A 19403-nucleotide genomic window follows, 5' to 3' on the forward strand; every position below is an offset into this window, starting at 1 on the left:
TGCAGAGCCTTACAGGTTTCCTGTCCCAGTCAACCGATTTGAAGAGATGCAGATCCAAGGAAAAATGATTGTGGAGAGGTGTTTTTCTTCTATTTTGCCCTGGTGAGTTTTACAGCACCTGGATCCTCGGTTCTAAAAACCAAGCAATGGCTCTTTTATCTTCTCTTGGCCTTGCCTCTTCTTTATCCGATCCTATTGAAGCCGAGTGAACAATTGTATTCGGATCATCTGGGAAAGTTCGTATTGGGCGAATCCGTGCTAAGGAATCACTTTCGCTCCGGGGATTTGGCTCTTCCTTCCAAATATCTGGACAGGCAGTCCAGGTTTTGTCCTACAGAATGCATTCGGATCGATGAAGAAGTAATCAGTCCGTTTCCGGCGGCCCTCGGTTATTTTTATGCTCTCATTCTTCCTTGGGGAGGAATAGAGGGGGTGTATATCGTAACTTCTCTTTTTGTTTTGGCCTCTCTCTTTCTTCTTTCTATCCTTTGGGAAAGGAGTCTGGCATTCTTAAGTATCCTTGTTTTATCTACTCCCTTCTTGGTGAACGGCTACTTCTTTCCTGATGTAGGAATTGCAGCCTTCTTATTTACGTTAGGCAGCTTTTTGTTCTTACGAGCCGATGAGAAAAGCTCTTCGATTCTATTTTTATTTGCGGGACTTGCCTCTGCATTTGCCGGTTGGTTCAGGATAGAAGCCTTGGCGTTTCCTGCCTCTTTTCTATTCTTTCTATTTTGGTTTCGATTCAGGATCCGTGAAGAAAGAAAAGGGATCTGGTTTTATTTATTCGGATATTTGGCAGGTGCATTTCTTTTATTAGGGATACAATATCTTCTCTATCATCATCCGATGGGACCTCGGTTTTCTTTTAACCAACCTACTATGTTTATCTCTCCGTTAAGAAAGGGAGAAATTTATCTAGGGCTTTTGATCGCGAATCCGAATCGGATCGGCTTCTTTGGGTATACTCCTATCTTTGCGATCGTTCTTTTGTTCTCCGGATATTTCTTGTTCTTTAAAACAAATTTCATACGAAATAGGGAAGGGGCGGATACTCTTTCAAAGAGAAATATATTCGTGATTTCTAATTTAGCTGCATTTGTGCTTTTAGTACTTTCTGCTCCGAACGACGGGATCATAGATTTCGGTTCTCGCTATTTGCATTTGAGTTTGCCAGGCTTTGTGGGAATGCTCTTAGTCTTCTCTGATTCGGTTTCTAATAGGTTCAAAAAAATACCGAAGATCTTCGGGATCCTTCTTCTTATATTCTCTACTTATATAACTTTTTCTTATACTCAGATCTTAAGTAGGTTCGGTAGAAAATCTACTAAGATGAATCAGGTCTATCTGGACCAAAAGCCTGATCTTGTTGTAGTGCAGGTGAGAACTCACGCGCAAATTTTGGGTAAGTACTTCTTCCAAACTCCATCCGTATGGTTGGTAAAGGAAGCGTGGGTCAAACTTTTCTTTTCAGAGAATGATCCGAATCAATTTTCTAAGATCTTGTTTATTCAGTCCAAGGCTGCCTTTCCTGCGAATTCTAAGCCGGAAGATCTTTTTCAAAAGAATTCTTATTATCAGGTTGCTCGGGAAATGTTGGGACCAAAATTCGAAAAGGATTTTGTAGAGAATAGAGAAGACGTATTGATCTTCACTATGAAGAGAAGAGATTAAGCGATGAAATAATTGAATTAGAATTCTTCGTCCGATTCTAATACCAATTCGCAAAGTTTGGTATAGAACTTGGATTGTAGTTCTCTTCTTTCTTTTACGATTCCTGCAAATGGAAGAAAGAGTTTCGACTTTAATCCATACAATCTTCCGTGAACTCCGTCTCCCTTTTTATAAGAAACTTTAGAATCTACGATAAATCGTAACGCCTTCTTTCCTATGAGTTGGGCCGATGCTAAGAACACTGATTCTGAATCGAACAATTCCACATAGAATTTAGGAATCATAGAGGCTGGTTTTCTAACGAATATTGCTGCGCTCATATTCTTCATTTTATCCATAAGACCCTTAAAACATGTATCGCAGGTTTTAAAATCACGTGTACTTGGTTACGATTTCGTAAAAAGAAAAATCCGGCCGTTAGGAATGGATTTCGGTCGGGGAATCAGTCCGATCCGTTTTTTGAGATTGCTCCCTTCTTTTATGAGGGAAAGAATGTCCGAGATGAATCCGAGTACTAAAAAGCTCCAAACCAAGTTGGCAGTGATACGACTCTTGCAAGAAAACAAACGCATGAGTCTAGAAGATCTTTCCAAATACTCCGGTATCGAGGATACAAAGGACCTCAAGAAGGAACTCGGAAAACTATACATGGTCGGATCTTATCCGTATACTCCTGATCAATTCATAGAGTTGGATTATGACGGCGATACCATAGCAATACGAATGCCTGTGGATTTGGAACAAGGACTTGTACTAAGTGTAAGAGAATGGGCTGCTATTCGAACTCTCTTTTTAGAAGAAGATGAAAAGGAAGTCAGTCCTTCTCGCAAAAAGATACTGAAATCTATATTAGAAAAAATTCATACGATCCTCCCTTCTGCGGGAGTTCCGAGTGATAACGATCTTAAAACCAGGATCCGAGAAGCGATCGAGTCCGGTAAATCTCTAGAAATGCAATACCAAGCAAATGGAGAAGCCGAGGCTGAGGAAAGAAAAGTGGATCCATGGGCTCTATTGAGTTTTAGGGAAGAATATCTGATCGGCTATTGCCATATTCGAAAGGCGCCTCGAACATTTCGTTTGGATTCCATTATCCAGCTTTCAGTTACAAACCAGGATTCTGTGCAAGTCCCTGACGCTGAAAGAAAAGAGGCAATTCTCAAATTAAAGAAATTTTTGGGGGAAACGGAGGCGGATTCTGAGACTGCGGAGATCTATCATACTGCCGAAGTGTATTTTAATCTTCATTCCCGCCTTCCGTTAGAAAGGACTTCGGAAAAGATCCAGATCAAAGGAGTTTGGTATCATCTATCCAAATCAAAGATCAGAAACGAAGAATGGTTTCTTTCTACTTTAAAAGGTTTCGGGCCGAATGTGATCTTGCACAGCCCACAAAATCTAAGAGAAAGAATGAGATCCTATTGGTCGGCTCAATCTTTGCTCGAAAGATAAAGTTAGCTTAAAGATTGACTCCTTGCTCTTGCTGCTTGATTAAGAAAATACTTTGTTATCTCCCGCTAAAATCAATCTAGGATTAGAAATCCCGTACAAGAGACCGGATGGATTTCATGAGATCCGAAGCGTATTCTTGCGATTGAATTGGGGAGATGATATTCGTATCGAACCCATCGATCCGGGCCGCTTTGAACTCGTCTCCGAGAATGAGATTATCTTGGAAAAGAGGCGTTTATACGATGAGGTCTCCGAGAAAGGAGATCTTTCCAAAAATATTTTATTCAAGACATTCAATAAGATCCGAGCTCATTACAGAGAACTTCCTGGTGTTAGGATCTATCTTACTAAAAAAATTCCTCCTGCAGCTGGACTGGGAGGAGGTTCTACCAATGCGGCTTCTCTTCTATCTTTCTATTTTGGATTAAGTCCCGAATTTCATTCGGACAATTTGCTTCGGCTCGCAGCAGAGATTGGGGCGGACGTTCCCTTCTTCTTATCAGAAGGCAACGCTCTTGTTTCTGGAAAGGGAGAAGTCATGAGAGAAATAGAAGTGCATTCCGGGCAGGGGATTCTCGCTCTCACTCCCCAAGTGCTCTCTACTGCGGAGATGTACGCAGGTCTCAAAAAGCCTTTACAAGCGGACCCACCCTCGAAAAAATGGATTTCTCTAGGCGAAGACATCGAATTTTCTTTAAAAGAAGGAAATTGGTCAGCCTTGAGAGGAAAGCTCGTAAACGACTTCGAGCCTCTGGCCTTCCAAAAGTTTCCAGAATTAGGGAAATTGAAAGAAAGTCTTTTGGCAAATGGAGCTAGTTATTCTTCCCTAACCGGTTCCGGATCTTGTATCTATGGACTCGTGCAAGGGTTGGAGATACGGGAGGAGCTGTTAGCCAAAATGCAGACAGAATTTCCCGACCTTACGTTTGTTAGCTTTAACTATTAAAGAAATTGAAACTGGGCCGTCGCCAAGTGGTAAGGCAGCGGTTTTTGGTACCGCCATTTCATAGGTTCGAATCCTATCGGCCCAGCCACTGTTATTTCACCGGATTACTGAATGGACGCCAAAAAGGAAGCAGTTGCCGTAGTATTAGCTGCGGGAAAGGGAACCCGCATGAAGACGGAGCTCCCCAAGGTGGCTGTTTCCTTAAATGGAAAGCCTCTCTTGAATCATGTAATCGATCATCTCCAACAAGGAGGGGTCGGTAATATAGTCGTAGTTGTAGGCTACAAAAAAGAAGAAGTCCAAGCTCTATGCTCCGATATTCCCGGAGTTCGTTTCGCCGAGCAAAATGAGCAGCTTGGTACAGCTCACGCAGTTTTATGTTCCGAATCCCTGGTCCAAGACCATAAAGGACCAATTCTTGTGGCTTGCGGAGATGTTCCCATGATCACGGGAGAAACCTTCCAATCCTTAGTATCCACTCATATCCAAAACGGCTTCTCTGCTACCTTGCTTTCTGCAAAGGTCGAAAATCCGACCGGTTACGGACGTATCGTACGTAACGCAGAAGGCGAAGTGATTGCAATCGTAGAAGAAAAGGATGCGAGTCCAGAACAGAAGAAGATAGATGAGATCAATACCGGGACCTATGTGTTCAGTTCCGAGGGTCTATTTGAGTCTCTCAAGAAGATTGGAAATAGCAACGCGCAGGGAGAATATTATCTTCCTGATCTAGTAGAGTTATATAAAAAAGAAGGAAAGAAATTGGGCGCAGTGGTTCTCAAAAATAGCGGCGAAAGTCAGGGAGTGAATTCTCCTACGGATTTGGAAAATCTAACTGCAATCCTAAAGAGCGAGGTCGCGGCAAAATGAGCAGCAATATCGCCGTTTTTTCCGGATCTTCGAATCGCACTGTTGCAAATGAGATCTGCCAAGAGCTCGGGATCGAGCCCGGCAAGATCAACCTTCGAAAATTCTCCGATGGAGAGATCGCAGTTAAGATAGAGGAGAATGTGAGAGGAAGGGATGTTTTCCTAATCCAATCTACTTCTGCTCCTGCGAACGATAATCTGATGGAATTGCTTTTGATCATGGACGCTCTCAGAAGAGCTTCTGCTAAAAGCATTTCTGTAGTGATGCCTTATTATGGATACGGACGCCAGGATAGAAAGGCGGAACCTAGAGTTCCTATTTCTGCGAGAGTGGTTGCCGACTTGGTAGAAGTTTTGGGGCCTGCAAGGGTCATCGTAATGGATCTTCATGCGGATCAGATCCAAGGCTTCTTTAAAGTGCCTGTGGACAATCTTCATTTTAGTCCAGTGCTTGTGGAGTATATCCTCAGCAAAAAGTTCGATGATCTAGTCATCGTTTCTCCTGATTCAGGCGGAGCAGAAAGAGCAAGATCCTTCGGCAAGAAGGTAAATGCTACGTTAGCTATCATTGATAAGAGAAGACCTAAGGCGAATGTCTCAGAGGTCATGAATGTGATCGGTGAGATCGAAGGTAAGAATTGCATTCTTCTGGATGATATGATCGACACTGCAGGAACCATCTGCAAGGCAGCGGATGCTCTTCTTAAGAACGGAGCTAAGTCTGTGTATTGCGCTGCTACTCACGGAGTTCTTTCCGGAGAGGCAGTAGATCGTTTGAACGCGACTCCATTTGTAGAAGTTGTATTATCGAATACGATAGAGATTCCGGAATCCAAGAGAATCTCTAAATTAAAGACTCTTTCCGTAGCGCCTTTATTTGCCGCTGCGATTCAGAGAATATCGACCAATCAATCGGTCAGTGATCTATTTATATAGGATACAAGGGTAAAAACCATGAGTTACAAAATTGCTGTTAAGAAAAGGACCGAAACCGGCAAGAACGTAAACAATCGTCTGCGCGCGTCCGGGCAAGTCCCAATTAATATTATCGGTGGCGGTATTGCTGCTTCCGGTTCCGTGAACGAGAAGGAATTGGAGAAAATCGTCCATTCTGGAATTCGTCAGTCCACTCTGATCGACCTAGATGTCGAAGGCGCTGGAGTCCAAAAGGCTTTCGTAAAAGAAATCCAAAGATTCCCTGAGATCGACAGAATCCGTCACGTTGATTTTTATAAAGTAGAGACCGGCAAGAAGATCATCACCAAGATCGGTATTCGTACTGAAGGGATCGCAAAAGGTTCCAAGGCCGGAGGTCAGTTTGATCATTTGATCCATGAGATCCGAGTGAAGACAGTTCCTGAGGATCTGATCGAGAGCTTGGTCCTTGACGTGAGTGATCTAGATGTAGGCGACTTCATCAAAGTTAGTAACCTAAAAGTTCCAGCAAGCTGGGAAATTATGGTGAACGGGGATCCGATCGTGGCTGCAGTTCTGAAAACGAAAGCTCTACTTGCTCAAGAGAGAGCGGACGCTAAAGAAGCTGCTGGCGATAAAAAGGGCGGTAAAAAGGGGAAATAATTTCTCCTTATAGTGATCTAACTTGGGATACGGTATTGTATGAAGCTAATTGTCGGACTGGGTAATCCCGGAGACAAATACAATAATAACCGATCTAATATCGGCTTCAAGATTCTAGACGTTATTGCAAATAACATTAACGTAGAGATCAAAACGAAGAAGAAGAAATCTCTGATCGGAAGAGGAGACTTCGAAGGCGAAGAGGTTGTATTACTCAAACCTCAAACTTTCAGTGACCTCTCCGGAGAGTCCGTATTGTACATTGCTTCCTTCCTGAAAATTCAGGTTCAGGATATTCTTGTAATTCACGAAGATTGGACCTTGCCCTTGGGAAAAATCGTAGTGGATAAGGGAGCAAATGGAAACGAGAATCCGGGAGTTAAATCCGTTGTTCAGTCCTTGCGTTCTCCGAATTTCGTCCGTATTAGGATCGGAATCGGTAACGATCATTTCGACGGATCTAACTTGGATAGTTTCTTAAAAGAGGATTTCCAACCTTTGGAAAACCTAAGTCTGATTCAGATCATCAACGACGCCGAGGCTGCAATTCGTTCAATCAGTCTTGGTGATATCGAAGATGTGATCGAAAAATACAGACTTTAAACCAGCGTCGAATGCCGCGACCGTTCGGTCTGCGGCTTATTCTTTTGAATTCCTTCCCTGAACGAAAACTCCTTTACTTTTCGGGAAAAAAAGGGACTCTGAATATGGGGAACTTTTTTACCAAAATCGGTTTCCAAAGCTATATCGATTCCGGTGGGCGCGGAAAGTTTTGATTACCTTCCGAGTCTAAGATATGGGAAGAAAGCGGCTCCGAAAGAGATGCGGAGTTTGGGAGTAATATATGAATAACAATAATAAAGGTCTGAGATTACTGATCCTTTTCATTTTGGTGATCTTAGGCGTATCGTTCTTTTCCACTCAAATAAAGGATATTTGGGGAAGAAATCCGGAAGTCATTCCGTTCTCCCAGTTCATGAGTATGTTGGAGCCGGATGGGGCTTCCAAACCTAAAGGCAAATTGATCAAGATAAAAGACTCCAAGTTTCCTGGCTGCGATAAGCTAGTGATGGAAGGAGACCTGATCAAAGGTTGCTACGAGCCTTTCGAGGGAGAGATCAAGATCCCTGTTCGTTTCGAGACCAAAGTGGCTCCTATCGACAAGGACTTCCTTTCTTCATTAAGAAGAACGAATATAGATTTCGAAGTAGTTTCCGTTGAGAACGGACACGGATTCGGAATGCTGAGTTCCTTCCTTCTCGTAGGTGTAATCGGTATTTTCATATTTTACTTTTTCATTATGCGTCAGGTCCAGTCTACCGGCAATAAGGCTTTCTCTTTCGGTAAGTCCAAAGCCAAGATGACTGTGGATCCTAAGGTCAAGGTCAGCTTTGCAGACGTTGCAGGCTGCGAAGAAGCTAAGACCGAGCTCGTAGAGATCATCGAATTCTTAAAAGATCCTAAGAAATTCCAAGCAATGGGAGCTCGGATCCCAACAGGAGTTTTATTAGTAGGTCCTCCAGGAACAGGTAAGACCCTTCTTGCAAGAGCAGTTGCGGGAGAGGCAGGAGTTCCATTCTTCAGTATCTCCGGCTCCGACTTCGTAGAAATGTTCGTGGGTGTGGGAGCTTCTCGTGTTCGTGACTTATTCGAACAAGGTAAGAAGAATTCTCCTTGTATCATCTTCATCGACGAGATCGACGCAGTAGGTAGACTGAGAGGCGCCGGATGGGGCGGGGGTCATGACGAGAGAGAGCAGACACTGAACCAAATGCTCGTTGAGATGGACGGATTCGAGAAGAACGAAGGCGTGATCGTAATGGCTGCGACAAACCGCGCAGACGTTTTGGATCCAGCTCTTCTCAGACCGGGACGTTTTGACCGACAAGTTATCGTAGATCTTCCTGACCTGAACGGAAGAGAGCAGATCCTGAAAGTTCACTCCAGAAAAGTTCCTTTAACTAGCGATATTTCTTTGAACTCAATTGCGAGAGGAACCCCTGGATTTACCGGTGCTGATCTTTCCAACCTGATCAATGAGGCAGCTTTACTTGCGGCTCGTAAGAATAAGAAACGAGTCACTCAAGAAGAATTGGAAGAGGCACGTGACAAGGTCATGATGGGGCCGGAGCGTAGATCCTTCTTCATTTCCGAAAAGGAAAAAGAGGTCATCGCATTTCACGAAGCAGGTCACGCTATTCTTGGAACCTTACTCGCTTATACCGAGCCTGTGCATAAGGTGACCATCATTCCTAGAGGAAGAGCGTTAGGTCTGACTCAATCTCTTCCTACAGAAGACAAGCATATTCATACTAAGGCATACTGGTTGGATCAAATCGTGGTCTGTATGGGAGGATTCATCGCAGAAGAATATAAGTTCAAGATGACTTCTACCGGATCCAGCAATGATATCCAGCAAGCCACCAATATCGCGAGAAGAATGGTTTGTGATTGGGGAATGTCCGAAAAACTCGGAACGATCAATTACGGAAGCGGCCATGAGAGTCCATTCCTCGGAAGAGACATGGGCCAAAGCAATAAGGCTTATAGCGAAGAATTTGCTGCAATGATCGACAAAGAGATCAGAGATATCGTTCTGACTTGCTTGAATAAAGGAAGAGAACTGGTCCGTAAGAACTCTGCAAAGTTCGAGAATCTGGCAAAAGCGCTTCTTGCTAAGGAAACCGTTTCTCACGACGAATTGATGGCGATCGTTCATCCTGCGAACGAGGAACCTAAGAAAAAGACTGAGAGATCTACTAAGAAAGAAAAAGGCGGAGAAATGCCTGGCAAACCCGCTTATTCTACTGGAGTAGAATGAAATATTGGCTTTTTAAAACAGAGCCCGATGTTTTTTCCATTGATACTTTGAAATCCGCCCCGGGGAAGACGGCTCCCTGGGAAGGGGTTCGGAATTATCAGGCAAGAAATTACTTAAGAGATGAGGTCAAGAAAAATGACCTCATTTTATTCTACCATAGTAGCTGTAAACCTCCCCATTTGGCAGGGATTGCAGTAGTCGCCAAGGAAGGTTATCCGGACCATTTCGCCTTCGATAAGAAACATAAGTATTTCGATCCTAAGAGTAAGCCTGAAAAACCGACCTGGTTCATGGTAGATGTGAAATTTAAGGAAAAATTTTCTCGCCCAATTTCACTAGAAGAATTAAGATCCCACGGGCAACTAGAAGGAATGGTGCTTTTGCAACCCGGTGGTCGTCTTTCAATCCAACCGGTGAGTGAAAAACATTTCAAATATATCTGCGAATTAACCGGGGCCAAGATACTTCCCGGTTAGGGAGATTTTTGGTGAATTCTTTCCGGAAAATTCGGAATTCAATATCCATTCTTCTGGTACTGGCCCTTCCTCTAGGCTCATTGTTCTCGGAGGAAGTTCCTCCTGTATTTCCGATTACTGGAAGTATGTTCGGAGTTCCTCTGAACAAGTATATGTTGCTCCGTACTGCATTGCCTGGAGAGAAGAAAACTCTGGGAGATCTGCAGGAAGGAACCTGGGAGCGTATTCCCAAAGACAGTCTTTCTCTTAGCTTTACAGATAACGAATTCTTTGTGCGATTTAAAGTCCAGTCTCCTCCCAAAGAGGGAACTATTTCTTGGTATTTCGTTTTGAACAATCCGGGAATGGAGAATCTCACTGTGTACAAGAAAACGTACAAGGCCGAAGGTATCGTTTGGGCCGAGCTTTCTAGAGATCTCAGAATGTCTTATATCCAACAGGCTTTTTTGATAGAGACTCCTCCGAATCGGGAGGAAGAATTTCTAGTCTCCGCTTCTAGCAGAAGATCTGTTGTCTTTAATTTTCAGGCCTGGGCGCCCAAGGAGTTTGCTGCGCATATCCAGATGGAGAATCTTCTCTTGGGAGTATTCTTCGGTGCGATCGGGATCATGCTGGTTTATAATATCTTTCTCGCTTTCGTAGTGAAGGATTCCAGTTATTTCTTTTACGTTTTTTATCTGTTATTCTACGCTCTCTGGCAACTTTCAGTAACCGGGATCGGATCCCAATATTTGGTGCAAACGAGCGCAACTTCTTGGAATGATTATCTGACCGGATTTGCATTCTTGTCAGTGGCATTTTCTCTTTTGTTCACCAGATCCTTTCTTCATATGGAAAGGGAGACCGGCTGGAAGAATTCAGCTTTTCTAATATTATCTGCCTTTGCGTTCTTAGGTTTCTTTGCGTCTCTCTTCATGGGAATTTACGGGATCATGATACGGGCAGTGTCTTGGTATCCTTTCCTGGCTGCTGTCTTGGTCGTATATGCGGCGGCTCTTAGATTGAGGAAGGGCTATCGCCCTGCTAGATATTTTCTTTTAGCCTGGTCGGTTTTGATCATCTCTGTTCTAATCACTTCTCTTAGGAATCTATCCTGGATTCCTGACACGTACGTGACTCATTGGTCTGCTCAATTCGGTTCCTTAGTGGAGATGACTCTTCTTTCTTTTGCGCTTGCTGATAGGATCAAAACCTTAGAGAAGGATTCTCTTCAGGCGAGGTTGGAGAATTACGACAACCTTCTAAAGTTAACCGAAATCGAACAAGAATTGAAGATTGCTCGGGAACTGCAGGAGTCCATTCTTCCGGATCGGGTTCCGGAAGTTAAAAATTTAAAGCTCTCTGTCAGGAGCGAATTTGCAAGTTCCGTCGGTGGAGACTTCTACGATTTCCAATATTTGGAGAGCGGCAAACTAGGAATTTTTCTATCCGACGTTTCGGGTCATGGGGTTCCTGCAGCGATCATTTCTTCCATGGTGAAGTTGGCGTTTTCGATCGAGTCCAGAAAGAATGAGGATCCGGCAGAGGTTCTACGTAGCATCAACCGTTCTTTAAGCGGGAAATACGGAAAACATTTCATCACTGCTGCCTATCTCTTGGTGGATGTGGAAACCGGAAATGTGGCCTATTCGAATGCGGGGCATCCTCCGATCGTTGCAGTCTCCAGAAGTTCTGGAGAGACCAAGGAAGTTTATTTGCCCGGTTGGATCATGGGCATGGATCCGAATCTAAAGAACTCTGTAGTGAATTTTGAAATGAAACCTGGGGATAGGCTGATCATTTATACGGACGGGATCACCGAGGCCAGAAGTCCTTCGGGAGAGATCTTCGGTTTTCAAAGATTCTATAAATTACTCGGTGATCATATGGCGATCTCGGGCGGGGAATTGGCAGAGACCTTATTCTCTACCGTGAGAGCATTTACCGGAAACCGAAAACATTTTGAAGATGATATAACGTTACTCATCTTGGATTATCTTCCGGTTCCCGATGATAGGGGAAAATTGGAAGTTACTTCGAAGCTTTCAAAAAACTAATCAGTTCGTTCGATACTTGGATCGGGCGTTTTCTGTAGCTCTTCTTGTATTCTTTCTTATACTCTTTATGACAGTTTTTGCAGGAGGATTCGAGGTCTCCGCTTGCTAGGGCCGCGTCGGTAATCTCTTTCCATTTTGCCTTTTGATCGTCCAAAGCATAGTTTGGAACTTCTTTTAGGATCCTTTCTAAGGCGGCTTTATCACCTTTCTTGGCTTTTTTAGAAGCAGGCTTGGTATAATCTTCCATAAAATCGTGGAGAGTGGTTTCGGTAGTTGCAGTTTGCGCAAAAGAAACTCCGAAGCTAGTAAGCAGAATGAGACTTGCTAGAATGTATCCTAAGGCACGGTTCATTTTTTAAAGACCTCTTTTTTCCCAATTCTTCGTCAGTTTGAACCTATGAAAAGTTCTTTCTCTGATTTTTCTGAGATACGTTCTGAAAGGAAAAGTAATATAGATCGGATTTTTGTGGAACTTATCTTGAATGGTAAGTTTGAAAAATTAATCCAAGAGGCGGTTCCATTCTTGGTCGTAGTATCGGACTAGACTTTGATTGTCCAAACGATTCGGTTCCACCGGAACCTTGGACATGTCTTCTGGAAAATCGGATAAGGACTTCAGTTCCATTTCATTCAAAAACTTTAATCCATCTGGTAAGTTCTTGCGATAGGCAGGAAGCTTTTCCAATCCTCCCATAACAAATCCCCATTCTCCAAAGGAAGGCACGTATACATGCAATGCCTTGGTGGAGAAACCTGCCTCTCTTAATGTCGCTTCCACACACCAGAAGGACATTCTGGCAAATAGTGGGGAAGTGGACTGTATCTCTACGATGGAGAAACGGTTTAATCTTCTCTTCAAACTTCTGTAAAAGGCGGTGCTGTACAATTTTCCGATCGAGAAATTGCTCGGATCGGGAAAATCTATGAGTACCACGTCGAATACAGAATCCGACTCATCCAGCCAAAGGAATGCATCCGCATTCTGTACTTTTACTTTAGGATTCTTTAAACTAGATCCGTTGATCTGGCTTAGAATAGGTTGTTCGGAGAAGATGCGAGTCATTTCCGGATCCAAATCCACGAGAGTAATGCTCTCTACACCTGGATGTTTTAGTATCTCCCTTACTGCCAGACCATCACCTCCGCCCAAAACAAGGATCCGTTTCGGGTTCGGATGAGAAAGAAGGGCAGGATGCACTAGAGTTTCATGATATCTATATTCGTCTCTTGAACTGAACTGTAGATGCCCATTCAAGAATAAGCGCAGTTCACTCTTATATTTGGTGACTACGATCTTTTGAAAATTTGTCTGCTTGGAATAAATGATCTCATCCGAAAAAAGATTTTCCTCGCTATAGAATGTGATCATTTCGGAGAATGCAAAGCCTAAGCCTAATAAGGTTAGCACCAAGGCAGATTTCGCTCTTAATAGATTTTTCTGTCTATCCGTTATAGGCAAAACGAAGGTTCCCCAAAGGGCGGTTCCTGCATTTAAGAGCCCAAAAAATAGAGAAGTCCGTACCATCCCCAACTTAGGCGCGAAGAAAATAGGAAAAGCGAGAGATGCCAGTAAAGCTCCTGCATAATCCAAGCTTAACACCTTGGAAACCATATCACGAAATCCTAATTTGTTCTTTAGGATACGGAGTAAAAGAGGGATCTCCATTCCCACTAAAGTTCCTACCGCGACCACAAGTGTGAATAACGGGATTTGGAAGATCCTGGTCTGACCGAAGCTTAAAAATAAAATGGCCGCGCTAAAGCCGCCCAATAATCCTAAGGCAAGTTCCACATCCAGGAATTTGGCGATAAGATCTTCCAACAGATAACGGGAAAGCCAGCTTCCTATTCCCATCGAGAATAGATAAACACCGATCACGAGCGAGAACTGTGTGACAGTTTCTCCTAATAAGTAACTCGCAACGGTCCCCGCGAGCAACTCATACACTAAACCACAAGAAGAAAGAATTAGGACGGAAACGAGTAAGGCTCTCTGCAGTTTATTTTCCTCCCGGAAAATTCCGAGTGAACCAGGCGTAATGAGAGCGATAGATCCCTGGATTCTGCCTTACGGTTTTTGGGACCTGATTGATCTCTTCGAATTCGTCCGAAGCTCCTCCGAGTCTGTAATTTGCAAAGAAACCGAAGCCCATGCTTGCAGCAAAGATCGGATAAACTAACGCTTTTAAAAAATTCATCTGAATGCCTCTTTATTCCCGCCTGGACTCGAATAGATAACTTCTGAAATATGTGTAGATCAATGGAAGCCATAAAAGGATCGAAAATAGGAAGAATGGAGCAGAACTCATTACATCCCTGAGCACAGTAACCTTATATTCGGATCCGGTTCCAGGAAGGTAATCCGACTGACTTTCCAGTCTGAGATAATATTTGCCTGGAGGAATTTCGGCTAACGCTTTTGAATCGGATTTGGAGCCTTCTGACCAGGATTCTCCATCGTCCACACCGTGATAATAGCTGGTTTCCATTCCTATATCGTATGCGGTGTCTGTGTCCGCGTTGATCAACGCGGTAGAAAAATACAAATATCGATTGTCCAGATTCGGAGCTTCGATCTGGATCTCCACATTCTCGGAAGGATCTCCAGGAATCTCGAATACGTCAGTCACAAAAGAATTATCTCTAAAGCTTGGGGTTCCTATATCCGTGTTCTGAGCAGAGGTTTGGGTATAGTTAAAAGATCCCTTGAATACTGTTTGGTTTTTGGCTTTAACGCAACCATGAATCTGAACGATCAGAAAGAGAGCGGTTAGGGCGAGTGCTACCCAGAAGTTACGTTTGAAACGGATCTTGAACGGATTCGGCTCGCAGACTCCTACTACTTCCGGTTTTTGTAATGTAGAAGCCACATCCAAAGGAAGTGATTTTCTCATCACATCGAAAGGAATGAACGTGCCCTTGGACCAGAAGATCTCTTGGCTTGTCTTTTCGGAAGATATCATATTCGGAGGAGCGATATAATCCTCAATCTCCGCTTTTTCTCCCGCGCTTACCTTCCAATAAAATTCTCCTAAGGCAAGATCCGTTTTAGAATCGGAGGAGCTAAACCATTTGTATGCCTTTTTATCGAAAACTCGTTTTAATCCTGCTGCCCATTTAGGAACTCCGGGCAGCGGTTCGAAGTAAGTCCAATTGTCCGCATTCTCGTTCAACCAAGAGTAACCACCTTGGTATCTGAGCAAATAATCCGTCCAAGTATAGGTATCTCCGTCTACTTCAGTAGATTTTTTTAATACACCAATAACTTGTGATTCGGGCAATTTAGGAAGTTTTATCTTGGTCCCAAGTGGAAGCTTGACATCCTTTTTGGAAATATCCTCGAACTTGGATATGATCTTTAGCTCCTCATTCTCTGCGTCCATCACTGTTCCGCAATATTCGCAGGCGATCGATTTGGAGAAGCCGGGGCTCAACTGATTGAGTGAAGCCCCGCAACCCAAACACTGTAGAGACTTTGCAGGAATGGGAGTTTGGTTATAGGCGACTTCTTCTTGTCGTATATTCGTTAAATGTAATTCTTCTAAAGTTGCAAACGTACCGGAAAAAAATAAGGCAGGACTATCCGAATAATCCAAAGTACCGAACAAGCCGTCCTCATTTGCAAGATCGAGAAGAGGAGCAGTATATCCAGTCTCGAAGCTAAGAGGAAGTTCTCCTTCTCCACCTACGCAGGTGGCGGTCATGACTTCTTTTAGGGTCCAGTCTTTATCTAAGGTGAAGGTATCGCCTGGTCTGATCCTTTCTTTTCGGTTTCCTTCCGAGGTTGTGCTATAAACTCGAATCTCCCCAGAATCCTCGGTCTCAAGTAGAGGGAGTTTTTCATGGTCAACTCCGGTTTCTATCTTTGTATAATAATAACTGCCTTGGGCCTCGCCTAGCCAAGCAGAGGATCCGTCTCCTTCTGCCACATGCCACTCGTTCCAAAATCCCAATTCGAATCTTAATTGGATCCGACCTAAAACTCTGAAATGCCTTCCTTTATAATCACCCTCGGTTCCGATCTGAACGATGGAATGATCGTCGGAGAGTTCTCCGGCAAGGCCGATCTTCTCTAAAGCAACGTCTTTCTTTACGGATAGGGTTTTGCAACTCGAACAGACGGCGTACACAGACGCTTTGTTCTCTATAGGGACGGGGGCTCCGCAGTTGGGGCAACTTAGTTCCGGCACAAAGAAAGGGGATATCTTCGTTCCCTTACTCTGTCAATCCTGCTTTTGCTCGCTGATAAAGAAATTTCCTAAAATCTATTGAGCAGTCATGGAGCGTTTCGCCAATCTTCTCGCACGATCGGACGCGGGATCTATATCTCCTAGAGCCTTTTCCAATTCCTGTAAACCCGGATTCTGCCAGGTGGACTCGTACAGATTCTCCGCGTTATAGATATTGAAATGATTATCGAAATGTATCTTAGCATAATGATCGGATTTGGAGAACATCGCCCTATTGATCTCATTATAAATCTCTTCGAACTCCGAGCTTTGCAGATCCGGTTCGAAATCGGAGAGGAATTTTAAAGAAAGAAGAGTGACGTACTCTCTGGATTGCTTGAGCAATTTCAGAGATTCATAAAGATACTGGGTCTTGATCCCAGGTAGATAGGGACGACTGTTTAAGGCGATGATCTTTTTCTGGTTGGAGGCCCCGTATTCTCGGTAACCCATCTCTAGATGATGTCTTGCTTCTGCATCCTGCGTCCTAAGCGCATACTTTGCAAGAAAGTCCAATTCTCTTCGAACCACCATGCCAGAAGATTCAACGATGTTAGAATACAGGATTACCAGCAGCCTTTGGGTTTGTCTCATCTCATCGTAAGAATGGCCTAGATCGAATTGAAGATATAATGTGAAGGTCTCGATATGATGTTGAAGACATCTGCGATAGAGTGCTTTGTCCTCTTCGGTCCCATAATTTGAGATCGTGCTATTGATCGCCTTGAGATGAAATTCGTTTTGCTTTAAGCCTCTTTCTACACGGATGAGAGCAGTGGCTCTATTACTGTCCAGGTCTGCTCGAATAATCCCACTCGGAGAAACAAAGAAGACCGACAGAATTGCGGCATATAAATAGATCTTTATTGATCCCCTCATATAAGGATTTTCGGAAATCTTAGGGGTCCAAATTGAACCCCATTATAAGATAAAATTAACTAGACTTTTTTGGTTCTTATGTCGGCTTCTTCAGACGAAGTGCATTTAAGACGACGGATACCGAGCTAAAGGCCATCATTGCTCCTGCAATCCAAGGAGCTAGAAATCCTGCTGCCGCGATCGGAATTCCAATCGTATTATACGCAAGAGCCCAGAAGAAATTTTGGCGAATATTCCGAGTCGTAGCCTTTGCGATCCGAATGGAGTCCGCAATTTTTTCCAGATCTCCTTTAATCAGAATTACTCCTGAAGTTTCCATAGCTACGTCGGTTCCAGTTCCCATTCCGAAACCTACGTCTGCTTTGGCAAGCGCAGGTGAATCGTTTAGTCCGTCACCCACCATTCCCACTTTCATACCTTGGGATTGTAGATTGGAAATAATATCCGCCTTGTCTTTAGGAAGAAGAGAAGAATTATACAAATCGATTCCCACTTGAGAAGATACTGATCTGGCGACTAACGTGTTATCTCCGGTCAGAAGGATGGTTTTAAGTCCAAGATCTTTGAGTATGGAAAGAGAAGATTTGGCGTTTTCTTTGATCTTATCTTCGATAGCAAAGATGATCCAACTAGGATTTTCCTTTTCTAATTTGGCCCATACGATGCTTCTTCCCATTTCTTTCCAAGAAGAGGAAAGATAGACCAGTTCCTTCGGTAGGACTTCGTTTGAGGAAAGATATTCTTCTTTGCCGATCCTTAAGCTAGAACCGTTTACTTTTGCAATCACTCCTAAGCCAGGTTCCGTATTTAGATCCTGAACAGGTTGCAGAGAGTAACCCTTCTCCTTTACGAACCGAACGATTGCCTTGGCTAACGGATGACTAGAAGAGGCTTCTACAGAAGCTGCCGCAATGAGTGCGTCTGATTCTTCTCCTAATACTTGATAATCGGTAACAAACGGATTTCCTTCCGTAATTGTTCCTGTCTTATCAAATGCAATCACATCCAGATTGGAAGAAGATTCCAATGCTTCCGCATTTCTGAACAATATGCCATGACTTGCCGCTCTTCCTGCTCCGACCAATATAGAAATAGGTGTAGCAAGACCTAAAGCACAAGGACAAGCAATCACAAGAATGGCAATTGATTTCTCCAGAGCTGATCCTAAGATTCCTGGTTCTAAGAATATAAACCATAACAAGAAATTTAAGATGGAGATCCCGATCACTGCGGGAACAAAGAAAGAAGAGATTTTGTCAGCGATCTTTTGTATAGGTGCCCTAGATGCTTGTGCGTCTTCTACCGTTTTGATGATGGAAGATAATACAGTATCGGATCCTACTGAAGTTGCACGAATCATCAGTACTCCGTTGCCGTTTACTGTTCCGCCTAAAACAGGATTTCCTTCTCTCTTATCAACTGGCATGCTTTCACCTGTTAGCATGGACTCATTGACGGAGCTGAATCCTTCTGTTACGATTCCATCGACTGGGATCTTTTCTCCCGGTTTGATTTGCAATACATCTTCTTTTCTAACGAACTCAGAGGGAAGTTCTGTCCAAGTGTCTTGTTTCTTTACCCAAGCAGTTTCTGGTTTTAATGAAAGCAAGGCTTGGATTGCAGAAGAGCTCTTTCCTTTTGCTAAGGATTCCATCCATTTTCCAAGAAGTAGAAAACTAAGTAGCACGGCCGAGGTTTCGTAGTATAACGGAGGTAAGGCGATATGAGAAGAATGTTCCCAAGCAGATGAGAAGAAGGGGTCTTCGTTTCGAGTCCCGAAAAGAATACTCATCGCAAGACTGTATCCGTAAGCGGCGCTCGTTCCTAATGCAACAAGCACGTCCATGTTTGCAGCCCCGTTTTTCAATGCGCGAAAGGCGCTTTTATAGAAAGGGAATCCGATCCAAAACTGCACGGGGGTTGCTAACAGGAACTGAATCCAAGGATGCATTAGAAATTTTGAATTTGGTAAGAATTGGAGAAATTCGAAGTGCGAGACCATCGTATAGAGTAGAGGCAAGGAGAAAAACAAGGATGCAAAAAATCTGAACTTAAGTTTTTTCCTCTCTTCTTCATGAAGGTTATCAGACTGCTTGGAAGAAGTTTGAGAATGTTTTGAGGCTGTATAACCCAAGGATTCTACTTTGGAGAGAAGCTCCTTAGGATCCAGATCCGATTCGAATCGTACAAATGCAGTCTCTCTGGCAAAATTCACTCGGGCTTCTTCAACACCGGGGACCTTGCCTAGGCCTGTCTCGATCCTTCTCGCACAATTGGCGCATGTCATGCCAAAGAGATCCAATGTAATCTCGGAAGCTTTTTCGGAGGGAGTTGTTTCCTGATTTTTATTTGTATCTATGATCATTTTCATCTCCTTTTATATTCTCATTCTAAACCTTCCAATAATAGGAAGGTCAAGCGCCTAATCCTAAAAAATATTAGA

The 19403-nt window shown here is 43.5% G+C and carries 17 protein-coding genes and 1 tRNA gene; 11 read left to right on the forward strand and 7 right to left on the reverse strand.

The features are described from left to right. Window positions 1-78: 78 nt before the first annotated feature. Window positions 79-1674 carry an LA_3751/LA_3752 family putative glycosyltransferase gene (locus tag EHO59_RS05395; RefSeq protein WP_246052663.1) on the forward strand — a complete coding sequence of 532 codons (1596 nt, stop codon included), beginning with the start codon at window positions 79-81 and terminating at the stop codon, window positions 1672-1674. 17 nt (window positions 1675-1691) lie between these two features. Here the strand turns inward: EHO59_RS05395 and EHO59_RS05400 are convergent, their stop codons facing one another. Next, on the reverse strand, window positions 1692-1994 hold the full coding sequence (locus tag EHO59_RS05400; protein WP_135585494.1) for a hypothetical protein: 303 nt from the start codon (window positions 1992-1994) through the stop codon (window positions 1692-1694). A 181-nt stretch (window positions 1995-2175) separates the two neighbouring features. Here EHO59_RS05400 and EHO59_RS05405 point away from each other — a divergent pair, with 181 nt between their 5' ends. The 10 genes from EHO59_RS05405 to EHO59_RS05450 all read left to right on the forward strand — a co-directional run bounded on the left by EHO59_RS05405 (window position 2176) and on the right by EHO59_RS05450 (window position 11852). Beyond that, on the forward strand, window positions 2176-3126 hold the full coding sequence (locus EHO59_RS05405; protein ID WP_135585496.1) for a helix-turn-helix transcriptional regulator: 951 nt from the start codon (window positions 2176-2178) through the stop codon (window positions 3124-3126). A gap of 52 nt (window positions 3127-3178) precedes the next feature. Continuing rightward, complete coding sequence (locus EHO59_RS05410; protein WP_135585498.1) at window positions 3179-4072, forward strand: 4-(cytidine 5'-diphospho)-2-C-methyl-D-erythritol kinase; 894 nt, start codon at window positions 3179-3181, stop codon at window positions 4070-4072. A 12-nt stretch (window positions 4073-4084) separates the two neighbouring features. Beyond that, a tRNA-Gln gene (locus tag EHO59_RS05415) sits at window positions 4085-4160 on the forward strand. A 23-nt stretch (window positions 4161-4183) separates the two neighbouring features. Beyond that, on the forward strand, window positions 4184-4942 hold the full coding sequence (locus tag EHO59_RS05420; protein WP_135585500.1) for a sugar phosphate nucleotidyltransferase: 759 nt from the start codon (window positions 4184-4186) through the stop codon (window positions 4940-4942). Continuing rightward, window positions 4939-5877 carry a ribose-phosphate diphosphokinase gene (locus EHO59_RS05425; RefSeq protein WP_135585502.1) on the forward strand — a complete coding sequence of 313 codons (939 nt, stop codon included), beginning with the start codon at window positions 4939-4941 and terminating at the stop codon, window positions 5875-5877. Before EHO59_RS05420 ends, EHO59_RS05425 begins: the two co-directional genes overlap by 4 nt. An 18-nt stretch (window positions 5878-5895) precedes the next feature. Then, window positions 5896-6519, forward strand: a complete 624-nt coding sequence (locus EHO59_RS05430; RefSeq protein WP_135585504.1) for a 50S ribosomal protein L25/general stress protein Ctc — start codon at window positions 5896-5898, stop codon at window positions 6517-6519. A 39-nt stretch (window positions 6520-6558) separates the two neighbouring features. Next, on the forward strand, window positions 6559-7122 hold the full coding sequence (pth, locus tag EHO59_RS05435) for an aminoacyl-tRNA hydrolase (RefSeq protein WP_135585506.1): 564 nt from the start codon (window positions 6559-6561) through the stop codon (window positions 7120-7122). 241 nt (window positions 7123-7363) lie between these two features. Beyond that, window positions 7364-9340, forward strand: coding sequence for an ATP-dependent zinc metalloprotease FtsH (gene ftsH, locus EHO59_RS05440; protein ID WP_135585508.1), 1977 nt, complete (start codon window positions 7364-7366; stop codon window positions 9338-9340). Then, on the forward strand, window positions 9337-9816 hold the full coding sequence (locus EHO59_RS05445) for an EVE domain-containing protein (RefSeq protein ID WP_135585511.1): 480 nt from the start codon (window positions 9337-9339) through the stop codon (window positions 9814-9816). The genes ftsH and EHO59_RS05445 overlap by 4 nt, the downstream gene beginning before the upstream one ends. Window positions 9817-9827: 11 nt before the next feature. Next, window positions 9828-11852: a 7TM diverse intracellular signaling domain-containing protein gene (locus EHO59_RS05450; RefSeq protein WP_135585513.1), complete on the forward strand. Its 2025-nt coding sequence runs from the start codon at window positions 9828-9830 to the stop codon at window positions 11850-11852. On the opposite strand, the gene EHO59_RS05455 is transcribed toward EHO59_RS05450, so the two are convergent. The 6 genes from EHO59_RS05455 to EHO59_RS05480 form a co-directional block, all read right to left on the reverse strand. Next, on the reverse strand, window positions 11827-12204 hold the full coding sequence (locus EHO59_RS05455) for a hypothetical protein (RefSeq protein WP_135585515.1): 378 nt from the start codon (window positions 12202-12204) through the stop codon (window positions 11827-11829). The two genes, EHO59_RS05450 and EHO59_RS05455, sit on opposite strands and share 26 nt — an antisense overlap. 147 nt (window positions 12205-12351) lie before the next feature. Beyond that, window positions 12352-13851, reverse strand: coding sequence for a polyamine aminopropyltransferase (locus EHO59_RS05460; protein ID WP_135585517.1), 1500 nt, complete (start codon window positions 13849-13851; stop codon window positions 12352-12354). A 1-nt stretch (window position 13852) separates the two neighbouring features. Further along, a complete protein-coding gene (locus EHO59_RS05465) occupies window positions 13853-14050 on the reverse strand; it encodes a hypothetical protein (protein ID WP_135585519.1) in 198 nt (65 codons plus the stop codon). Between the two features lie 12 nt (window positions 14051-14062). Beyond that, window positions 14063-16042: a DUF4178 domain-containing protein gene (locus EHO59_RS05470; RefSeq protein ID WP_135585521.1), complete on the reverse strand. Its 1980-nt coding sequence runs from the start codon at window positions 16040-16042 to the stop codon at window positions 14063-14065. 75 nt (window positions 16043-16117) lie between these two features. Then, the gene (locus EHO59_RS05475) at window positions 16118-16960 is read right to left on the reverse strand and encodes an adhesin OmpL37 family surface protein (protein WP_135585523.1); all 843 of its coding nucleotides are present in this window, start codon (window positions 16958-16960) and stop codon (window positions 16118-16120) included. Window positions 16961-17036: 76 nt separating this feature from the next. Next, a complete protein-coding gene (locus EHO59_RS05480; RefSeq protein ID WP_425460207.1) occupies window positions 17037-19331 on the reverse strand; it encodes a heavy metal translocating P-type ATPase in 2295 nt (764 codons plus the stop codon). Between the last annotated feature and the right edge of the window lie 72 nt (window positions 19332-19403).

It is taken from the genome of Leptospira semungkisensis (genome assembly GCF_004770055.1).
GTDB classification, from domain to species: domain Bacteria; phylum Spirochaetota; class Leptospiria; order Leptospirales; family Leptospiraceae; genus Leptospira_B; species Leptospira_B semungkisensis.

Coding starts and splice junctions, on each gene's coding strand:
- EHO59_RS05400 (WP_135585494.1), bottom strand. CDS start 1,994: ATGAGCGCAGCAATATTCGTTAGAAAACCAGCCTCTATGATTCCTAAA.
- EHO59_RS05405 (WP_135585496.1), top strand. CDS start 2,176: ATGAATCCGAGTACTAAAAAGCTCCAAACCAAGTTGGCAGTGATACGA.
- EHO59_RS05420 (WP_135585500.1), top strand. CDS start 4,184: ATGGACGCCAAAAAGGAAGCAGTTGCCGTAGTATTAGCTGCGGGAAAG.
- EHO59_RS05425 (WP_135585502.1), top strand. CDS start 4,939: ATGAGCAGCAATATCGCCGTTTTTTCCGGATCTTCGAATCGCACTGTT.
- EHO59_RS05430 (WP_135585504.1), top strand. CDS start 5,896: ATGAGTTACAAAATTGCTGTTAAGAAAAGGACCGAAACCGGCAAGAAC.
- pth (WP_135585506.1), top strand. CDS start 6,559: ATGAAGCTAATTGTCGGACTGGGTAATCCCGGAGACAAATACAATAAT.
- ftsH (WP_135585508.1), top strand. CDS start 7,364: ATGAATAACAATAATAAAGGTCTGAGATTACTGATCCTTTTCATTTTG.
- EHO59_RS05445 (WP_135585511.1), top strand. CDS start 9,337: ATGAAATATTGGCTTTTTAAAACAGAGCCCGATGTTTTTTCCATTGAT.
- EHO59_RS05455 (WP_135585515.1), bottom strand. CDS start 12,204: ATGAACCGTGCCTTAGGATACATTCTAGCAAGTCTCATTCTGCTTACT.
- EHO59_RS05465 (WP_135585519.1), bottom strand. CDS start 14,050: ATGAATTTTTTAAAAGCGTTAGTTTATCCGATCTTTGCTGCAAGCATG.
- EHO59_RS05475 (WP_135585523.1), bottom strand. CDS start 16,960: ATGAGGGGATCAATAAAGATCTATTTATATGCCGCAATTCTGTCGGTC.
- EHO59_RS05480 (WP_425460207.1), bottom strand. CDS start 19,331: ATGAAAATGATCATAGATACAAATAAAAATCAGGAAACAACTCCCTCC.